This is a genomic window from Nocardioides sp. P4_G4 (genome assembly GCF_056401085.1).
The window spans coordinates 21,860-40,398 of the sequence record NZ_JBFUKA010000018.1 but is presented as its reverse complement, the minus strand read 5'-3'; the positions used below and the strand labels follow the sequence as shown (position 1 = coordinate 40,398).

Annotated in this window: 16 protein-coding genes; 7 read left to right on the top strand and 9 right to left on the bottom strand. The window is 68.6% G+C overall.

All coding sequences use genetic code 11. From position 1 onward, the window contains the following. Window positions 1–93: 93 nt before the first annotated feature. Genes lnt through AC1DQF_RS06185 form a run of 3 tightly spaced genes read left to right on the top strand, consistent with a single transcriptional unit; the run spans window position 94 to window position 2,890 of the window. Window positions 94–1,647: an apolipoprotein N-acyltransferase gene (gene lnt / locus AC1DQF_RS06195; RefSeq protein ID WP_477524346.1), complete on the top strand. Its 1,554-nt coding sequence runs from the start codon at window positions 94–96 to the stop codon at window positions 1,645–1,647. Next, entirely contained in the window at window positions 1,644–2,405 is a 762-nt protein-coding gene (locus AC1DQF_RS06190; RefSeq protein ID WP_477524332.1) for a polyprenol monophosphomannose synthase, read from the top strand. Before lnt ends, AC1DQF_RS06190 begins: the two co-directional genes overlap by 4 nt. After that, window positions 2,402–2,890 (top strand): FxsA family protein, encoded by a 489-nt coding sequence (locus AC1DQF_RS06185; RefSeq protein ID WP_477524331.1) that lies wholly within the window; start codon window positions 2,402–2,404, stop codon window positions 2,888–2,890. Before AC1DQF_RS06190 ends, AC1DQF_RS06185 begins: the two co-directional genes overlap by 4 nt. A 21-nt stretch (window positions 2,891–2,911) precedes the next feature. Here the strand turns inward: AC1DQF_RS06185 and AC1DQF_RS06180 are convergent, their stop codons facing one another. From AC1DQF_RS06180 to AC1DQF_RS06170, 3 genes are all read right to left on the bottom strand, one after another. Further along, window positions 2,912–3,298, bottom strand: coding sequence for an RNA polymerase-binding protein RbpA (locus AC1DQF_RS06180; RefSeq protein WP_056889132.1), 387 nt, complete (start codon window positions 3,296–3,298; stop codon window positions 2,912–2,914). Between the two features lie 179 nt (window positions 3,299–3,477). Next, window positions 3,478–4,836 (bottom strand): MFS transporter, encoded by a 1,359-nt coding sequence (locus tag AC1DQF_RS06175; RefSeq protein ID WP_477524330.1) that lies wholly within the window; start codon window positions 4,834–4,836, stop codon window positions 3,478–3,480. Next, the gene (locus AC1DQF_RS06170) at window positions 4,833–5,618 is read right to left on the bottom strand and encodes a glycerophosphodiester phosphodiesterase family protein (RefSeq protein WP_477524329.1); all 786 of its coding nucleotides are present in this window, start codon (window positions 5,616–5,618) and stop codon (window positions 4,833–4,835) included. The genes AC1DQF_RS06175 and AC1DQF_RS06170 overlap by 4 nt, the downstream gene beginning before the upstream one ends. A gap of 39 nt (window positions 5,619–5,657) precedes the next feature. Between AC1DQF_RS06170 and AC1DQF_RS06165 the strand changes: the two genes are divergently transcribed. Beyond that, window positions 5,658–5,918 (top strand): TFIIB-type zinc ribbon-containing protein, encoded by a 261-nt coding sequence (locus AC1DQF_RS06165; RefSeq protein WP_477524328.1) that lies wholly within the window; start codon window positions 5,658–5,660, stop codon window positions 5,916–5,918. A 19-nt stretch (window positions 5,919–5,937) separates the two neighbouring features. Here AC1DQF_RS06165 and AC1DQF_RS06160 read toward each other — a convergent pair whose 3' ends face one another. Then, window positions 5,938–7,464 carry a helix-turn-helix domain-containing protein gene (locus AC1DQF_RS06160; RefSeq protein ID WP_477524327.1) on the bottom strand — a complete coding sequence of 509 codons (1,527 nt, stop codon included), beginning with the start codon at window positions 7,462–7,464 and terminating at the stop codon, window positions 5,938–5,940. Window positions 7,465–7,555: 91 nt separating this feature from the next. Between AC1DQF_RS06160 and AC1DQF_RS06155 the strand changes: the two genes are divergently transcribed. Both AC1DQF_RS06155 and AC1DQF_RS06150 read left to right on the top strand, forming a co-directional pair. Then, window positions 7,556–8,572 (top strand): zinc-dependent alcohol dehydrogenase family protein, encoded by a 1,017-nt coding sequence (locus tag AC1DQF_RS06155; protein WP_477524326.1) that lies wholly within the window; start codon window positions 7,556–7,558, stop codon window positions 8,570–8,572. Window position 8,573: 1 nt separating this feature from the next. Then, entirely contained in the window at window positions 8,574–10,292 is a 1,719-nt protein-coding gene (locus AC1DQF_RS06150) for an alkaline phosphatase D family protein (RefSeq protein ID WP_477524325.1), read from the top strand. Here AC1DQF_RS06150 and AC1DQF_RS06145 read toward each other — a convergent pair. From AC1DQF_RS06145 to AC1DQF_RS06125, 5 genes are all read right to left on the bottom strand, one after another. Further along, complete coding sequence (locus tag AC1DQF_RS06145; protein WP_477524324.1) at window positions 10,289–11,287, bottom strand: IS481 family transposase; 999 nt, start codon at window positions 11,285–11,287, stop codon at window positions 10,289–10,291. The genes AC1DQF_RS06150 and AC1DQF_RS06145 overlap by 4 nt on opposite strands. A gap of 110 nt (window positions 11,288–11,397) precedes the next feature. Beyond that, window positions 11,398–11,757, bottom strand: coding sequence for a hypothetical protein (locus AC1DQF_RS06140; RefSeq protein ID WP_477524323.1), 360 nt, complete (start codon window positions 11,755–11,757; stop codon window positions 11,398–11,400). 662 nt (window positions 11,758–12,419) lie between these two features. Next, window positions 12,420–13,484, bottom strand: coding sequence for a hypothetical protein (locus AC1DQF_RS06135; protein WP_477524322.1), 1,065 nt, complete (start codon window positions 13,482–13,484; stop codon window positions 12,420–12,422). Then, a complete protein-coding gene (locus AC1DQF_RS06130) occupies window positions 13,481–14,041 on the bottom strand; it encodes a hypothetical protein (RefSeq protein WP_156411480.1) in 561 nt (186 codons plus the stop codon). Before AC1DQF_RS06130 ends, AC1DQF_RS06135 begins: the two co-directional genes overlap by 4 nt. Continuing rightward, on the bottom strand, window positions 13,999–17,562 hold the full coding sequence (locus AC1DQF_RS06125) for an ATP-binding protein (RefSeq protein ID WP_477524321.1): 3,564 nt from the start codon (window positions 17,560–17,562) through the stop codon (window positions 13,999–14,001). Before AC1DQF_RS06125 ends, AC1DQF_RS06130 begins: the two co-directional genes overlap by 43 nt. A gap of 333 nt (window positions 17,563–17,895) precedes the next feature. On the opposite strand from AC1DQF_RS06125, the gene AC1DQF_RS06120 reads away from it, so the two are divergent. Continuing rightward, entirely contained in the window at window positions 17,896–18,264 is a 369-nt protein-coding gene (locus AC1DQF_RS06120) for a hypothetical protein (RefSeq protein WP_477524345.1), read from the top strand. Window positions 18,265–18,539 lie beyond the last annotated feature (275 nt).

Here is an 18,539-nt window from a genome sequence, read left to right as displayed (position 1 = left end):
AGGGTCAGCGTGCCCCCCGTCCGCCTGCAGGCCCCCGGCATCGGAGCCGTTGCCGGCCCCGGCCGTGGTCGGGCCGGATAGCGTGAAGCCGTGATGCTCCGCTGCCTCGCCGCCCTCGTGGGCGGCGTCGTGCTCTCCCTGGCCTTCGAGCCCGTCGGTCTCGCCGTCCTGATGCCGGTGGCCCTGGCCATGCTGGTCCTGGCGGTCCGTGGTCTTCCGGTCCGCTGGGGGGCGCTCGTCGGCTGGCTCTTCGGCGTGGGCTTCATGACCACCCTGCTGTGGTGGATGCGGGCGGTCGGCACCGACGCGTGGGGGGCCCTCTCGTTCTTCCAGGCGCTCTACTTCGCGCCCCTGGGCATGGTGCTGGCGCTGGTGACCCGGCTGCGGGCCTGGCCCGTCTGGGCCGCCGTGGCCTGGGTGGCCGCGGAGACCTGGCGGGGGACCTGGCCCTTCGGGGGTCTCCCGTGGGGGCGGCTCACCTACGCCACCGCCGGCACCGTGTGGCAGCCGGTCCTCCCGTGGCTGGGCATGACCGGCGTGAGCCTCCTCGTCGCGCTCACGGGCACCACGCTGGCGTGGCTGGTCACCAGCCGGTTGCGACGCCCCCTCGCCGCCCTCGTCGCCGTCGGGGGACTGGGGGCAGTGACCCTGCTGCCGCTCCTGGGCTCGTACGCCGCCGTCCCCGGCGTCGCCGACACCGGCGAGGAGCTGACCGTCGCCGCCGTGCAGGGCGACGTCCCGGGGGACGGCACCGACGTGCCGTCCGTGCACCGCCAGATCACCGCCAACCACGTGGCGCTCACCGAGCAGCTGGCCCGCGACGTCGAGGCCGGCGACGAGCCCCGCCCCGACCTGGTGGTCTGGCCCGAGAACTCGACCGCCGTCGACCCCTTCACCGACGTCGGCGTCCACGCCGGCATCGTGGCCGCCTCCGACGCCATCGGCGTCCCCATCCTCATCGGAGGCATGTCCGACTCCCCGCGCCCCGACGAGGTCCTCAACCAGGGCATCGTGTGGCGACCGGGCCTGGGCGGGGGAGACCGCTACACCAAGCGCCACCCCGTCCCCTACGGCGAGTACATCCCGTTCCGCGGCTCGCTCCTGCCCGACACCTACGGCCAGCTCGCGCTGATCCCGCGTGACATGGCCCGCGGCACCAGCCTCGAGCCGCTGCAGGTCGGCGACGCGCTGGTCGCCGACGCCATCTGCTTCGACATCGCCTACGACGACGTGGTCCACGGCCAGGTCATCCACGGCGGCGAGCTCGTCACCGTCCAGACCAGCAACGCGATGTTCATCAACACCGCCCAGATCGACCAGCAGTTCGAGATCAGCCGCCTCCGCGCCGTCGAGACCGGGCGGTACGTCGTCGTGGCCGCCATCAACGGGGTCTCGGGCATCGTCGCCCCGGACGGCAGCGTCGTCCAGAGTGCCGCGCCGCGCACCCAGGACGTGCTGGTCGCGGACGTCCCGCTCGTCCACGGGGTGACCCCGGCGGTCCGGCTGGGGCCCTGGCCGGGACGCGCCGCGGTGGCGATCACCCTGGTGGGCGTGGCGTTGGCCCTGGTTCCGTATCGTCGTCCTGCACGCCCCGACAGCGGGGGACAGACCGGAAGGGCACGGACCATGACGCGGGTCCCCGCATGAGCACCGACGGCCTGGGCCGCGTCGTGATGGTCATCCCGACCTACAACGAGGTCGAGAACCTCGAGTGGATCGTGGACCGGATCCGCGCCGCCCAGCCCACGGTGGACCTCCTGGTGGTCGACGACGGGTCGCCCGACGGCACCGGGGAGGTCGCCGACCGGCTGGCGGAGGCGGACCGGCAGGTCTCGGTGCTGCACCGCGCTGAGAAGGCCGGTCTCGGCGCGGCGTACCTCCACGGCTTCCGGGTGGCCCTGGACGCGGGCTACGACGTGATCGGCGAGATGGATGCCGACGGATCGCACCAGCCCGAGCAGCTGCACCGCCTGCTGGACGCGCTGCGCTCGGCCGACCTGGTGATCGGCTCGCGCTACGTGCCCGGCGGCTCGGTGGTCAACTGGCCCCTCCGCCGTCAGGTCCTCTCGCGCGGGGGCAACCTCTACGTCCGCCTGCTGCTCGGGATCCGCGTCAAGGACGCGACGGCCGGCTTCCGGCTCTTCCGGCGCGAGGCACTGGACAAGATCGACCTCGACACCGTGCAGAGCACGGGCTACGTGTTCCAGACCGACCTCGCCTACCGGGCCGTGCGCTCCGGGCTGCGGGTCGTGGAGGTGCCGATCGAGTTCATCGAGCGGGTCCGCGGCGACTCCAAGATGAGCGGCTCGGTGGCCTCCGAGTCGCTGCGACGGATCACGCGGTGGGGCCYGCGGGAGCGCCGCGCCCAGCTCGCCCACGCCCGGCAGGGACGGCGTACCCGATGAGGCGCGTGCGGATCCCCGGCTGGCTGCTCTTCGTGGCCTTCATCGTCGTGCCCCTGGTCGAGATCTTCGTGCTGATCCAGGTGGGTCAGGTCATCGGCCCGTGGTGGACGATCCTGCTGCTCGTCGTGGACAGCATCTTCGGCACGTGGCTCATCAAGCGGGAGGGGGCGCGGTCGTGGGCCGGGCTGCAGGCGGCACTGCAGACCGGCCGGATGCCCGCCCGCGAGCTCGCCGACGCGGGCCTGATCCTCGTCGGCGGCACCCTGATGCTCACCCCGGGCTTCGTGAGCGACATCCTCGGCATCGTGCTGATCCTGCCGGTCACCCGCCCCGTCGCCCGTCGCCTGCTCACCCGCGTGGTGACCAGCAAGCTGCTCGGTCCCACGGGTCGTGGCCCCGGCGGAACCGGCGCCCCCGGCAACGCACGACGCCCCGGACCGGGTCCCGAAGGGCCCGTGGTCCAGGGCGAGGTGGTCGACGACTGAGTCGTCGGGTGCTGCTGCCGGTCAGGCAGTTGCCTTGCGCTTCTTGGCGTTGGCACGGTGCAGGTGCGCCGGGCCGATCTCTCCGCCGCGCAGCAGCTCGAGGCGCTCCTTGAGGATGTCCTCGAGCTCCTTCTCCGAGCGGCGCTCCAGGAGCATGTCCCAGTGCGTGCGAGCAGGCTTCTCCGCCTTCTCCTCGGGCTTGATGCCCGCGGTGCTGAGTGCCTTCGCCCCACAGCGAGGACACTCCCAGATCGCAGGGATGTCCGCCTCGACCGACATCGTGACCTCGAACTCGTGACCCTGCTCGCAGCGGTATCCGACCTGCTGTCGGGCTGCGAACTCGATCCCGCGCTCGTCTTCGAAACTCTGGCCGCCGAGCCGTGCGCCACGTAGCGTGCGCTCCGCCATTGAGCCACCTCCAGATGATGTGTGCTGACCCCGAGTGAGTCGGGAGTGGAACGATCGGATYCACCATCCGTGACGCCATTCGTGCAGCGTCGTACGTTCTCTGTTCACTCCAAGGTAGCGGGGTGGCCAAAGATCCGACCAATCAACCGGGAGGGTCCCACCCGATCGGGTGGGAGAGGTCACACGACGGCGGGGCGGGCGTTGCCCGCGTCCCGGATGCCTCGCTCGGTGTCGACGCGGGTGAGGATGTAGCCGCCGAGCAGGAAGAACGCGATCAGCGCGAAGATCGCGGGCCGGTAGGAGTCGGTGAACTGGTAGACGAGACCGAAGACCAGCGTCCCGAACCACGACGTCCCACGGTCCATCGCGTGGTAGAAGCTGAAGTACTCGGCCTCCTTGCCGCGGGGGATGAGAAGCGAGTAGTAGGACCGGGCCAGGGCCTGGGTGCCGCCGAGCACGATGCCCACGGCGACGCCGAACACCATGAAGAGGGCCACGTTTCCGGCGGGCAGGAACAGTGCCGCGGTGACGATGACCATCCAGATCACCAGCCCCATGAGGATCGTCTTCTTGGCGCCCTGACGCTGGGCCAGCCGCCCGAAGAGCAGCGCGCCGAAGAACGCGACGAACTGCACCAGCAGGATCGTGCCGATCAGCACCGACTGCCCGTGCCCGAGCTGCTCGGAACCGTACGTCGACGAGCTGGCGATGACGGTCTGGATCCCGTCGTTGAAGAACAGGTAGGCGACCAGGAAGGTCAGCGCCATCGGGTAGTTGCGCATGTCGCGCAGCGTCTGGGCGAGCTGGCCGAAGCTGCGCGCCACGACGTTGCCCTCGGCCGGCTCGACATTGGTCGGCGGGTGGTTCTCGAGCCGCACGAACGGGATGATCGAGAACACGGCCCACCAGATCGCCGCCGAGAGCATGCAGAGCCGTGCGGCCTCACCGGTGGACAGCCCGAAGGGCAGGATCGTGACGACGGCCAGGTTGACCGTGAGCAGCAGGCCGCCGCCGAGGTAGCCCCAGGCCCAGCCACGCGAGGAGACGCGGTCGCGGTTGGCCTCGTCGGAGATGAGCGGCAGGATCGAGTCGTTGACGACCATCGACGCGGCCAGGCACAGGTTGGCGCCGATCACCGCGACCGCGCCGATCTGCCAGTTCTCCCCGCGGCAGAACCACAGCAGGGAGGCGAACGCCGCACCCGTCCAGGCGAAGCCGGCGAGCCACTGCTTCTTCTTCTCGGTGCGGTCCATCATCGCCCCGAGCGGCGGCAGGATCAGGGCCGAGAGGATCGTGGAGAACGTCACGAGGTAGGACGGCAGCGATCCCGGGGCCACCGCCAGCCCGAGCACGCTGATCCGGTTGTCGACCGCCGCCTCCTTCGCGATCGCGATGAGGTAGGGCGCGAGCAGCACGGTGCCGATGGTGGTGACGTAGGCACTGTTGGCCCAGTCGTACCAGTACCAGGCCTTCTGCTCGCGCTCCTGCGCCAGGGGCCGCAGGTCGGCGATGCCGCCGGGCGCGTCGGGGTTGGTCACGTTGGTTCCTCCCACAGGCCACGGCTGCGCAGCACGTCCCTGAGTATGTCGGTGCGGTCGGTCATGAGGCCGTCGACGCCACGGTCGACCAGCTCGTTCATCTCGGACGGGTCGTCGATGGTCCACACGTGCACGTCGAGGCCGTTGGCGTGCGCGCGGCGCACCAGCCCGGGGGAGACCACGACCAGGCGCCCGCGCCGGTGCGGCACCTGCAGGGCGCGGGGCTGGTCCCCGGTGAGGCGGCGCACGAGGCGGGCGCTGGGGAGCACGACGTACGCCGCGACCTCCAGCGGGTGCGCCGACGTGGCCACCCGGCCGCCGGTCCGGCGGCGGAACGCGTGCATGCGGCGGATGGAGAAGGAGCCGACGACGACCCGGTCCCAAGCCGCACGCTCGTCGAGGAAGGCCGCCAGCGCCTCCACGGCCCCCTCGGACTTGAGGTCGATGTTGAAGCGGGCGTCCGGGAAGGCGTCGAAGAGCTCGGCCAGCGTCGGGACCCGCTCCCGGCCGCCGATCAGGGCCTGCTGGACGTCGGCGTACGACGTCTCGGAGATGGAGCCGACCCGGTCGGTGACCCGGTCGAGCACGGTGTCGTGGAAGGCCAGCAGGACGCCGTCGCTGGTGACGTGGACGTCGGTCTCGAGGTGGCGGTAGCCGAGCGAGACCGCGTGGCGGAAGGCCGCCATCGTGTTCTCGAGGCCCTCGATGTCCGGGTGGTAGGCGCCGCCGCGGTGCGCGAAGGCGAGCACCGTGGGGCGCTGGCGGGACTCGTGCCGTGTCACGCGAGCAGTATGGGCCCCACCGGGAGTACCGTCTGGGAAATGGAGTCCCTCACCTGCCCGCGTTGCGGGACCGAGATGCGCGAGCGCTCGCTGGGCCTCGCCACCGTCAACCAGTGCCCCGACGGCCACGGCGTGTTCCTGGACCGTGCCGACATGGGGACGCTCGTCGAGGCGGAGACCGACTGGCACGCCGGCTCGGCCACGCGCACGGCCCCGCTGCCGCGCATCACCCCGGACATGACCGCGCCGCCGGCCGCCGCCAAGCGGACGAGGGCGTGGGTGGAGACCCTCTTCGACTGAGACCGGTGAGCAAGCTCGATCAGATGTCTCGGAACGTCTCGATGTTGGCGCCGAGCAGGTTGAGCCGCTCCGCGAGGTCCTCGTAGCCGCGGTGGATGACGTACGTCGACCGCAGCACCGAGGTGCCCTTCGCGGCGAGCATGGCGATGAGGATCACCACGGCCGGTCGCAGGGCCGGCGGGCAGACGATCTCGGCACCCGACCAGTGGGTGGGGCCCTCGACGAGCACGCGGTGCGGGTCGAGGAGCTTGACCTGGGCGCCGAGCTTGTTGAGCTCGGTGAAGTAGATGGCCCGGTTCTCATAGACCCAGTCGTGCAGCAGGGTCTGGCCGTCGGCGACCGCCGCGATCGCGGCGAAGAACGGCAGGTTGTCGATGTTGAGCCCGGGGAACGGCATCGGGTGGATCTTGTCGAGCGGCGCACGCAGCGAGCTCGGGTGCGTGGTGATGTCGACCAGACGGGTCCGGCCGTTGGCGGCGACGTACTCCTCCGACTGGGAGTAGATGAAGCCCATCTCCTCGAGGATCGCGAGCTCGAGCTCCAGGAACTCGATCGGCGCACGCCTGATGGTGATGGACGACTGGGTGACGATCGCGGCCGTCAGCAGTGACATCGCCTCGATCGGGTCCTCCGAGGGGGAGTAGTCGACGTCCACGTCGATGACGGCCTGTCCGGTGACGGTCAGCGTGGTGGTGCCGATGCCCTCCACGATCACGCCCAGCTTCTGGAGGTAGAAGCAGAGGTCCTGGACCATGTAGTTGGACGAGGCGTTGCGGATCACCGTGGTGGCGGGCCGGAGCGCGGCCGCCATCAGCGCGTTCTCGGTCACGGAGTCGCCGCGCTCGGTCAGGACGATGGCGCGGTTCGGCTCGATGGTGCGGTTGACGCTCGCGTGGTAGCTGCCGTCCGTCGCCTTCACGTCGAGGCCGAAGGGCCGCAGCGCGGACATGTGGGGCTCGACGGTGCGCTCGCCGAGGTTGCAGCCGCCGGCGTAGGGCAGGTCGAACTCGTCGTAGCGGTGCAGCAGCGGGCCCAGGAACATGATCACCGAGCGGGTACGCCGCGCGGCGTCCTCGTCGATGCGCGCGAGGTTGAGCTCGGTCGGCGGGATGATCTCGAGGTCGTTCTGGTCGTTGAGCCAGCGGGTCTGCACGCCCAGGGAGGTCAGCACCTCGAGCAGGCGGTTGACCTCCTCGATCCGCGCGACCTTGCGCAGCGTGGTCCGGCCGCGGTTGAGCAGCGAGGCACAGAGCAGTGCGACACCGGCGTTCTTCGAGGTCTTGACCTCGATCGATCCCGACAGGGTGGTCGGTCCGGTGACGCGCAGGTGCGTGGGGCCGGCGCCCAGCGCGACGATCTCGGAGTCGAGTGCCGCGCCGATGCGGGCCAGCATCTCGAGGGAGAGGTTCTGGTGACCCTTCTCGATGCGGTTGATGGCGCTCTGGCTGGTGGCCAGGAGCTCGGCGAGCTGGTGCTGGGTCAGCCCCCGGTGCTTGCGGGCGTCCCGGATCAGGTTGCCGATGCGGCCCTTGTAGTCGGTCTCCATGCCGACCAAGGTATCTCAGATATGAGATACGACAACTCTCCTCGAAAGCCGTGTCGGTCACCCCCTCCGGGGGCATGCGAGGATCGGCGACATGCGTGCAACCACCATCCATGCCCCCGGCGACATCCGCGTCGAGGACGTCCCCGACCCGACCATCCAGGCGCCCACCGACGCCATCGTCAAGGTGGCCGCCGGCTGCATCTGCGGCTCGGACCTGTGGCCCTACCGGGGGGCCAACGACGTCACTCCCGGGGACACCATCGGCCACGAGTGCATCGGGGTGGTGGAGGAGGTCGGCAGCGAGGTCACCGACTTCAAGGCCGGCGACTTCGTCATCGTGCCGTTCGACCACTGCGACAACACCTGCGTGCACTGCCGGGCCGGGGCCCACTCGGGCTGCGTCAACCTCGGCTTCACCTCGAGCGGCCAGGCCGAGTACACCCGGGTGACCCAGGCGAACGGCTCCATGGTCAAGACCGACGGCACGCCCGACCGCTCGCTGTACCCCTCGCTGCTGACGCTCTCCGACGTGATGGCCACCGGTTGGCACGCCGCGGTCTCGGCCGGTGTGACCCGGGGGAGCACGGCCGTGGTCGTCGGCGACGGCGCGGTCGGCCTGTGCGGCGTCCTCGCCGCGGCCCAGCTCGGCGCCGAGCGGGTCATCGCCATGTCGCGTCACGAGCCGCGCCAGGACATCGCGCGACGCTTCGGGGCCACCGACATCGTCGCGGAGCGCGGCGAGGAGGGTGCCGCTCGCATCGCCGAGCTCACCGGCGGGGTCGGCGCGGACGCCGTCCTCGAGTGCGTCGGGACCGGCGACTCCATCACGCAGGCCTTCTCGGTCGCCCGTCCCGGCTCGACGGTCGGCTTCGTGGGCGTGCCCCACGGCGTCGAGCTCCCCGTGCGCCGGATGTTCCAGCGCAACATCGGTCTCGCCGGTGGCATGGCGCCGGTCCGCAAGTACCTCCCCGAGCTGCTCGAGCTCGTCGTCAGCGGCGCCATCGACCCAGGCCTCGTCTTCGACATGACCCTGCCGCTGGAGCAGTCCCCGGAGGGCTACCGCGCGATGGACGAGCGTCGCGCCATCAAGGTCCTGCTGGAGCCGTGAGATGACCTCCACCTCCGCCGACCTGGTGGTCGGACCGCTGCTGCGCCACGTCGACGAGACGTCCGCCTCCGTCTGGGTCGAGACCCGCGAGCGCTCGCGGGTCACCGTGACGCGCGAGGGCGAGTCCTGGTCGGCCGGCACCTTCACGGTGCACGGGCACCACTACGCCCTGGTCGAGCTCAGCGGGCTCGAGCCGGGGTCGCGGGCGGCGTACTCCGTGTCGATCGACGACCGGCCCGTGTGGCCCCCGGAGGGTTCCACGCTCCCGGAGCCGGTGATCGCCACGCTGGTGCCGGGCAAGCCGCTGCGGATGGCGTTCGGCTCGTGCCGCACCTCGGTGTCGCACGACAAGAAGGGCAACACCACCCACGGCATCGACGCGCTGCGCACGTACGCGCTGCGGATGGCCGGGGTGTCCGAGGCGCACGACCCCGACCCCGACCTGGCCGAGCCTCGCTGGCCGGACCTCGTGCTCTTCCTCGGCGACCAGGTCTACGCCGACGAGACCACCGACGCGATGCGCGAGTTCATCAGTGCACGCCGTGACATCGAGCAGCCGCCGTGGACCGAGCTCCAGGACTACGAGGAGTACGCGCACCTCTACTCCCTGGCGTGGACCGACGACACCAACCGCTGGCTGCTCTCGACGCTGCCGTCCGCGATGATCTTCGACGACCACGACATCCGCGACGACTGGAACACCTCGCAGTCGTGGCGCGACGAGATGGAGGCCACCTCGTGGTGGCACGGACGGATCGTGGCCGGGCTGGCGTCGTACTGGGTCTACCAGCACCTCGGCAACCTCTCGCCGCAGGCACGCCTCGAGGACGAGATCTGGCGCCGGGTGGTCGAGCACACGGGTGAGGACGAGCTCGACCTCACCGAGGTGCTCGACGCGTTCGCCGAGCGGGTCGACCAGGAGCCGCAGACCTACCGGTGGAGCTACGCGCGCGAGTTCGACGACCAGGCCCGCCTGGTGGTGGTGGACTCCCGCGCCGCCCGCGTGCTGGACCCGGACAAGCGTGCGCTGCTCGATCCCGACGAGCTGGCGTGGCTCGACGAGCACATGCGCGGCGACGTCGACCACCTGCTCATCGGCACCTCGCTGCCCTTCATGCTCGCCCGCGGCCTGCACCACCTCGAGGCGGCCAGCGAGGCGATGGCGGCCGGGGCGTGGGGCGAGCGCGGGGCCGGTGTGGGGGAGTGGGCCCGCAAGCTGGTCGACCTCGAGCACTGGGCCGCCTTCCAGGACAGCTTCCGGCGCGTGGCGGAGATGGCGATCGAGGTCGCGGCGGGCAAGCGGGGCCGGGCGCCGGTGAGCGTGACCTTCCTGTCCGGCGACGTGCACCACAGCTACGTCAGCGAGGCCCGGTTGTCCCGGCGTACGGCACGCCGCAGCCCGGCGCTGCAGAGCAGGCTGATCCAGGCGGTGTGCTCGCCGATCCGCAACCCGCTCTCGCGCAACATGCGCTTCGCGACGGCAGTGCTCAGCTACGGCGTGGCCGGTCCACTGGGACGCCTGGCGTCGAGGTCGACCAAGGTGCCGACCAGCCCGATCACGTGGAAGTACGCCGAGGGGCCGTGGTTCGACAACAACCTCGCGTTCCTGGAGCTGGCACCGAGGTCGCTGCGGATGTGGTGGGTGAGCGGCAAGGTCGTCGACGGCGACCACGAGGCGCCGCAGCTGACCAAGGTCGCGGACTACACCCTGGGCGACTAGCTGTGATGTCCAGCCAGGTTGTCCGACCGGGTGATGGGCGGGAGGCCACCGAGGGCTGAGTGTGGCCGGTGGTGGTTGTACTGGTGTAGCCATCCTGCCAGCGCGGCACGTCGGGCAGATTCGGAGTTGTAGAGCTTCTTGTAGGCCCAGCCGTCGGCCATGGTCCGGTGGAGTCTTTCGATCTTGCCGTTCGTCTGTGGTCGCCGTGGTCGAGTTCGCTTGTGTGTGATGCCGAGGTCCGMGCAGCTGTCGCGCCACAGGTGCGAGACGTAGGCCGAGCCGTTGTCGGACAGCACGCGCTCAACGGTGACGCCGCGCTCGGCGAACCAGGCGACTGCGCGGTACAAGACGCCGGCCGCGGTGACGGCCTTCTCATCGTCGTGGACCTCGGCGTACGCGACACGGGAGTAGTCGTCGATCACGGTGTGCACGAAACAGGTGCCGACCCGGGGCTTGTAGTGCGCAGCCTTCGCGCCCGTGCGGTCYCGCGTTGCTTGTCGATTCCAGTCACCTTGGGTCTTGCCGACGAATCGCCAACCCCCACCGTCGGGGATGTTGCCGAACTTGGTCACGTCGACGTGGATCATCTCGCCCGGTCGTTCGCGTTCGTAACGGCGAGCGGGCTCGCCGGTGACGCGGTCGATGTGGCTGAGTCGGTTGAGTCGACACCGGACCAGAACCGCATGGACCGTCGAGGCGGGCATGTCCAACTTGGCTGCGATCTGCACCGGTCCCAGGCGCTGCTTCCAGCGCAGATGCACGATCTTCCGAACCATCGGCTGCGGGGTCTTTGCGTGCTGGCGGTGTCGGGCCGAGGGCCGGTCGAGCATGCCGTTCACGCCTTCGTCGCGGTAGCGCTGGGCCCATTTCGCGGCAGTGCGCCAAGAGACGTTGMAGAACTCGGCCGCTCGCGACGGTGGCCAGCCGTCGTCAACGATCAGGCGCGCCAGACGGAGTCGATGTTTCGGGGTCAGAGCCGCGTTAGCGTGGACCATGAAGGCCTCCTCGTGGGTGAAGTCCTAGACAGCTCCACTCCACATCCGGGAGGCCTTCACCTATCTACGGCTCGCCGTACCCACTCGCACAACGTGCCTGGGCATCACAGCTAGCCACCCCACGCCCTCTGCTCGAGAGAATCGAGCGCGGCCAGGACATCGGCGTTCCCTCGCAGATGCAACACGTCGATGGGACGAGCACCCTCGAGGTAGGAGTCGTGACCAAACAGCCAGTCGTGGACGATCTTGGGGGCATAGATCAGTGACCCACGACCCACCACGTGGTCCAGATCGACGAGCAACTTCGCCTGTGCCGGCGTCGGCATCACCGTGCCGGCGCGCCACTTGGACAAGAGTGGACGCGTCACACCGAGGCACTCCGCCACCCGCGTAGCCGTGCCGAGGGCGTCGATGAGGAACTCAACGCGAGTTGCCACCAGCGATTCGAGGGTCTGACTGCTCCATGCCATGGCGCCATCCTCGCCCTCGCAACTGACAATCCCGCGAGTACGGGCGGAGGTCGCCGAGAGCCGGCCCGGAGGGAACCTAGGTCTGAGGGTGACTTCAACCGGCCGGGGGATCGGCGACGGGTGCAGAAACGGTTGCAGGAACCCCTCCAGAAGCCCGTTTGATAACGATTTGCCGCACGGCCCACCACGAGCCCTCACACGGCACCCGGTAGGCCTCTGACCTGCGCAAACACCTAGCCGCAGGTCTCAAAGATGACGGAGCTCGGCTAGGCCCGAAGACGGTTACGCGCCGCTACGGATCGGGCGGTTTGGGTTCGACTCTTGGCGCGCATTTCGACAAAGCAGCATATGCGAGCTCGCTGCCCTGCGGTCTTGTCCTTCTCCGGGCTGACTGTTGAGCGACCACCCGCTCACCCGCGGCCGACCCATGTCGGTGGTGCAGGCGACACCGGCGCGGTGAGTACAGCCGCGGGCCCGGCTCTGGTGAGCCGGCGCGCTCTTCGGATATCGATGGCGACGACTTGCTGATCCTCGACGCCTCCGACGGCGTGCAGTTGCGCGCCCTTCGAGCCACCTGCTGTCCGTCCGTTGTGGCGGCCGCGTCGAGAGCGCCGCACCAAGCGGGCAGTTCGGCATGCCTGTCGAAACCGGCACCGCAATCGTCAGGGTCGGAGCTGGACCGAAGGAAAGTATTCCTTGGACCATGTTCGCGCGGCCCCGTCCATCGTGAACACCTCGGCGTTGAGTCGTTCGCCAAGGATGATGAGCTGTTCGTCGGTCAACCCGGGACATGAGAAATCCTCAGTAGCTGAGCGTGCGTGGAGCTCGAGCTGGCGGCGGCAGTCATGAGCGGACTCGTCCTCGGCGATGTGTAGTTCGCGCCCTTGGAACCGCCCTCGGTGGATGTCACGCAGACCCCGTCGAGCCTCGCCACGTGGAATCCCGCGCCCAGCAGCAGCCGGAAGCGAATGACTCAGGAGCTCGAGTGCGACACGGTGCGGCAACAGCACGTCGGAATGTCCTTCCATCGCGTCGCGCACGCCCGGGCTGTCATGGACGTCTGGGTGAAGCATCACGTGGGTATCGAACAGCGGGCCGCGGACGCGACCTCCCCCGGTACGGGCCATCCGGCTGACCGGAGCCGTGCCGAGCGCCGCAAGCGCGTCGAACGGACCGGGCCGGTACCCGCCCTGCACGCGGGGCGCCTGGGCCGAGACGCGGACGTAGAGGCTTTCGTTGTAGAGATCAACGACGAGCTGCGCCAGCGAGTCGCTCTTGGCCACGACGTGGGTGCGTACCCGCGCTCCGTCGTCGCGCACTACGTCATCGAGCTCCCGAATCGCTCCGATCATGACCAACTGGTGGACGTACAGCTCGTACTTGCTGACCAGGTCGCGTGCTTGGGTCGTCAGGCGGATGCTCGACCGAACCACCGCCTCGTCCCTTAGCAGCACGACGAGCTGCTGACCTTCAGGCAACGCGGGGGCGCGGCCCAAGAACGAGAGCGTCTCCGCATACCTTTCTCGTGCTTCCGGCGTGAGGTCCGTGCATGACTTCTCCGAGATTCTTGCGACCGTGTCGGAAAGGACGCAGAAGACTGACGACCGCATCTCGGAGGGGAGTTTCGGCACGGCGCGTCCATGGGCGAGGTCAACAGTCGCTTCCAGGTCGAGGAGCACTATGTCGGACGAGCGCTCCACCAACTCGCTCCGGCTGATGCGGATCACTCTGGGTCCGGCGGGAACGTCGGGACGACGTCTTCGAGGTCGTCGTAGTCGCTGTACTCGAGCAGCAACTCGGCCTGACGTAGCCACGCTTGGCGGGTGCGCGCGAACGCAGAGTCAAGCATCTCGACGCAGCCGACCACGCCCATGCTCGCCTTGTCGACGTACATGGTGGGAGCGAAGGACCCCTCGGTAGCTGTGAGCTCGGTCCACGCGGTGGCCGAGAACCTCCCCGAGCGGTAACAGATCGGCAGGAGCATCCCCCATGGGTGGCGCTCGCGGAGCCGGGTAGCAAGGACGTGTCCCTCCAAGCGCGTCGTGCCGCCCTCGGGCGGGAAGTCGTGGTCGAGGATCAGGACAAACGGCTCCTCGCGTCGGATGAGCGCCGGTACGGCGCTCGTCAGCTGCTGATACGTCACGACCTCGCGGCCCGGGTAGTCGAACCCGAGGTAGGCAACGTCGTCCCGCAGCACATCTGGGTCGTCGTCGACGACGACGACCGGCAGCTTCCGAGAATTCACTTCAGCGCCCTTCCTGCGGGGAGCTCGATCGTCACCCACGCGCCGCCGCCCTGGTCCAGCGCCGCGAGGCGCCCGCCTGCCAGGTCGACGCCTTCGGCGGTCGATCGTAGACCGATCCCCAGTCCGTGGTCTGGCGAACTCGTGTAGTTCCAAGACCGGATATCGTCCATGAGGTTGGGGGGYAGCCCAGAGCCGTTGTCCCGTACTCCGATCGTTACGATCCCGTATCGCTGGTCGTCGCCTAGCTGCGGAGCTCGGAAGTGCGTCGACACCGATATCCGGAAACCCCCCTCCGGTGTGCGTCCTTGCGAGCGCAGGAGGTCGCCCTGCTTGACGCTGTTGCTTATCAAGTTTTCGATGAGGAATGCGACAAGCCCCGCGTTGGCCTCGGTAGTGAGGCCCTCCTCGAGGTCGCGCTCCACCATGATCGACAAACGGTCGGTCGTGGACCGGAAGGACGCAAGGACCTCGTCGATGACGGGTTCGAGCAGGGTCGTCCCGCTCACGTCGTCACGCTCGCCGATCCGCAGCAGGCGGCGCAGCCGTTCAATCCGTTGGCCGGCCTCCTCAAGACTTGGCCGCACGAGGGTCAGTGCCGCACGCGCTCGGTCGTCGGACTCCTCCGCCCGCCGAAGGACCGGGAGGGCGTCGTTCAGGTTCTTCCCTGGAACGGCCATCATGTGAAGCACGAGACCCTGGAAGTTGCGAAACTGCTCGGCTGTGAGTACGTCCGCCCGCCGCTCGCCTGAGACGGGGTCGCAAAGGTCTTCGATGCCGGTGACGTGGCTTGGGGCTGACGGGAAAAGCGCGGGGTGCAGGTCGGCCGGCATGATGACCCCCAGGTGCTCAGCGAGGCGGTGCAGGACCGAGACGGCATGGCCGTCGCGTCGGGCCTGGGCACGGCGCAGCTCGACCGCGAGGACGGAGCGGCAGTCGTCATTGACGTCGGCTGTACCAAGTGCGGTCAACACGTGACGGGGCTCGACGGTGTTGAACTCGCCGGAAGCGCGTGCCAGCCGAAGGAAGTCCGGTGAGCTCCACTCCATGCCGTCAACCCCCAGCCCGGCCGCGGCGAGGTCAACTTCGGGACCCGAGCCCGCGCGCCCCGCTGCCTCCAGACGGTCGAGCTGTGCGTCGCGGCTGGCACGGTGCTCGATCGTGTCGAAGGCGCGGTGCACTCGATCGACTCCAGCAACCAAGCCGTAGCGCGCGTGGGCCGCGCTGATCGCGGACAGGGTCGCAACCAACCCGTCGTGAGCGGTGTGGCACGACCGGAGGCGGCTACGGACGTCGTTGGCGAGCGGACCGTACGCCTTATAGCGGCTCGTCGGGTAGGAGTCGGCTATGCGCAGCAGCTCGCCTTGGCTGAAGTTGGCGTCGACCGCGGACAGTCCTGGAGCAGAGCGGAGTGCGGCTATGGCCTCTAAGAGGACTTCTTCGCCCCGGGCGAGGCACGTGGCAACGTTTTCCCGAACTGTCGTTGGGGTGCTCTCGCTGGACTCGACCCGGGAGATCGAGAGACCACCCACGACGAAGGTCGTCCACAGACCTGCCGTCATCGACTGACCGCCGAGCAGTGTTCGGACTCGGTCGAGGTGACCGAGCCGGGCTTCGCGCGGCAGTGCCACCATGAGTGACTCGAGCGTCGCGGGCGTGGGGTCGATCCGGGCGCTCGTCAGCCGCTCCACCTGTCGGTCGATATGCGAGTAACGACCGACCTGGTTGAGCTCCGCGAAGGCCTCCACGAACGCGCGAACCGACTCGGTCGCCCGGTGCTGCAGCCGCAGTGCCTCCTCCCTGCCGGGCGTCGGCGGCTGACTCTGATTGACCCGTAGCTGGCGTCGCACCCAGATCATGCGCTGGATGGTGGCTCCGCAGTCGCGCTCCCACCGGTCTGGTCGGCCCCATCGGAGGGCGCGCACCCAGCTCTGGATGACGGATGGCGGACACGCGATCAGGACCTGGTCGTCGCCGAAGTCCCACAGCTGCTCCAGTATCTCGAGCGCGCGCGCGGGCTGCCGCTCGACGGTGAAACGGTCCGCCACGGCCGCGACCAGGTCGGCGTACTCGTCACTGCGCCTTTCGAACGGCAGTGYCGCCAAAGCTGCGGTCCATGCGTCCAATTCGTCTACGGGCAGCTCAGCGACCCGTAACAGCCCGTGCATCACTAGTGCCTGGTTGACGTGGGGAGGAAGCGAACCGGCCCGCGGGAAAACGATCTCAAGCAGGGAAAGGTCATCCGCGGCGGTGAGGGACGCGACAGCTCTGAGCTGGTCCGACTCAGCCTGCTCGCGGGCGGCGCCCAGCCAAGCACAGACACTCTCTCCGTTATCGAGCAGAAGCCGAAGAACCGTGTGCCACGTCTCCTCGTCGACTCGGAAGTGAGTGCGGTGGCCGAGTAACCACGAGACCGCGACATCAGCACCGCGAGCAACCATGACGGCAGCGAGGATCTCCTCGAGCATTCGGACGGTGACCCGGACACCCTGCCAGGACGCAAGCACGTCGGCGGCCAGCAGCGGACGTGTGAGTGCAGCCGACCGGATTGTCCTTTGCACGATCTCCATCGAGAAGCACGACCTGCCGTCGCGCATGGCGGCGCTCAGGACTTCCACCGCATCGGAGACCAGGTCGGCGTTAAGCAGCGCGTTCAGTCGGCGGTTCTGCGCTTCGGCCAACTGGAACCGCGGCAACTGCTTATGCTTCTCGTGAAGGCCCGCAGCTTCGAGCCAGCGGCCGGAGTTCTCGTAGGCACACGTCAGTGCAAACAGCATCTCGCCGCCGTCATCCTCGGGGCCGAACGGCGAGGCGGCGCACAGCGCCGTAACGGCGTCGACATCGCCTTTCATGGAGAAGCTGCGGGCCGCGGTGCCGTAGAGGCGGGCGCTGCTCTCACGCGCGTTCTCGGCCACGGCAATCGCCACTCGCACAAGCTCCAGGTCGCCCCCACGAGCGGCCCGGCCGACGATGCGGATGGCTGCCGCGCTATCGCCGAACCCTCCGGCCGCTTCGGCGCGTCGCACCTTGGACGCTATCCCGGCCGTGCCGATACCACTGGCCAAAAGGGCCTCGTCGAGTCGATCCTGTGCTTCCTGGTCGAAGCGCAGCGAGGCGTGTTTGGCAGACTCCAACCGGTCGTCGATCCAGGTCGGGGCGAGGTCGACGAGCGACTCGATAGTCGCGACTGCTCCATCGATGTCGCCGCAGCGCAGCTGCCACTGCACCAGGAGCGTCCGTGGTCCCACGGCCTCAGGAAATGCGTCCACGTGCCGCCGGAACGCGCCGGAGACCACATCGCGCTGCTCAGTGAAGTGCTGCAACTGCGACAACACCGCACGGCAAACTCGCTCGTCTTCGGAGTTCCGGACCTGCGCTGCGTGCAGCTTATCGAGGTTGCGTGCATCGACCTCGAACCTGTCCTGAGCGTTCCCGGAGTCAGAGGTCTTGAGTCGGGACAGGACCAACTCGGCGGACGGGATCGCGTCGGTGGTGCTGTTGTAGACGGCGTACCGGAGGTTCTCGAGAAGTCTGATGAGGTCGGGATCCGGTGATGCGGTCATGGCTGGAGGCTAGTTGCTCTAGACCCACAGTACGCAGGTCGTTGTCAAAGCGGGCTGTCTTACGGCCGGGGCTGCACGCGCATCATCTCCCGCCGCGCCAACGGCCTTCTCTAAACTCGGACGACTTCGGCCTAGCGTCATAGTGCAGCGCGCGTTCTCGCATTGAACCGGCCTGCTGGTGCATGCTCTGCGACCTGGCATCGTGCTAGAAGCGAACTGGGCATGTCGAACCTGTGAGCGGCGCACCCTGTACTTGACCCGGTCGACACGACGGCGCTCAGGGGAATCTCAGCGCATACGGGGCATGTCCGAGGCTTGGGCGTCACACGCGTTGTGGTGCCCGAGTTGCATCACAGGTCTGGAACGAGTCGAGCCCAACCGGCCGTCCCTCGATCTGGCTGCCGCCGCTGCGGCCTCGAGCTCGAACTCAAATCGACAAAGATCAGCGGGCGCCGACGGCCGACTGGTGCGACAAAGTCTCACCTCGCGAGGCGGACGGTCGACGTCCTCCGCGTGGTTGAGTCTCTTCCAATCAAGTTCACCCTCGCTGAGTTGTACGTCGCAGGAGCCGAATTGGCTGCGCTCGACCCGGTTAACCGGCATGTTCGGGACAAGATCAGGCAGCAGTTGCAGGTCCTGCGCGATGCGGGTCGACCCAGATTCCGCGGGCAGGGAGTACACGCGCCTCGCACCCGAGCTTGAGACAGATTGGCCGCGGTCGAGCGCATTAGGAGTCCCCGGACTGCGTAGCACGGACCATACGGCCCGCAAGCCTCTTCCAAACGATGATCAGCCGAGTGGCCCGCTCCCTTCGACACGGGTGACCGGCCACCGAGTACCGGGACCGCCTGCAGACCTGCCTGCGCCGCGTGGTCGGTGTCACGGGTAGCTGCGCAGCTATGGCAGCGCCGCACGCACGGAGACGTTCCATCCCCCTGATTGAGGGTGCAGAAGCAGTTGCAGGAACCCCTTCAGAA

Coding starts and splice junctions, on each gene's coding strand:
- AC1DQF_RS06155 (WP_477524326.1), top strand. CDS start 7,556: ATGCGTGCAACCACCATCCATGCCCCCGGCGACATCCGCGTCGAGGAC.
- AC1DQF_RS06150 (WP_477524325.1), top strand. CDS start 8,574: ATGACCTCCACCTCCGCCGACCTGGTGGTCGGACCGCTGCTGCGCCAC.
- AC1DQF_RS06185 (WP_477524331.1), top strand. CDS start 2,402: ATGAGGCGCGTGCGGATCCCCGGCTGGCTGCTCTTCGTGGCCTTCATC.
- AC1DQF_RS06165 (WP_477524328.1), top strand. CDS start 5,658: ATGGAGTCCCTCACCTGCCCGCGTTGCGGGACCGAGATGCGCGAGCGC.
- lnt (WP_477524346.1), top strand. CDS start 94: ATGCTCCGCTGCCTCGCCGCCCTCGTGGGCGGCGTCGTGCTCTCCCTG.
- AC1DQF_RS06180 (WP_056889132.1), bottom strand. CDS start 3,298: ATGGCGGAGCGCACGCTACGTGGCGCACGGCTCGGCGGCCAGAGTTTC.
- AC1DQF_RS06160 (WP_477524327.1), bottom strand. CDS start 7,464: ATGGAGACCGACTACAAGGGCCGCATCGGCAACCTGATCCGGGACGCC.
- AC1DQF_RS06140 (WP_477524323.1), bottom strand. CDS start 11,757: ATGGCATGGAGCAGTCAGACCCTCGAATCGCTGGTGGCAACTCGCGTT.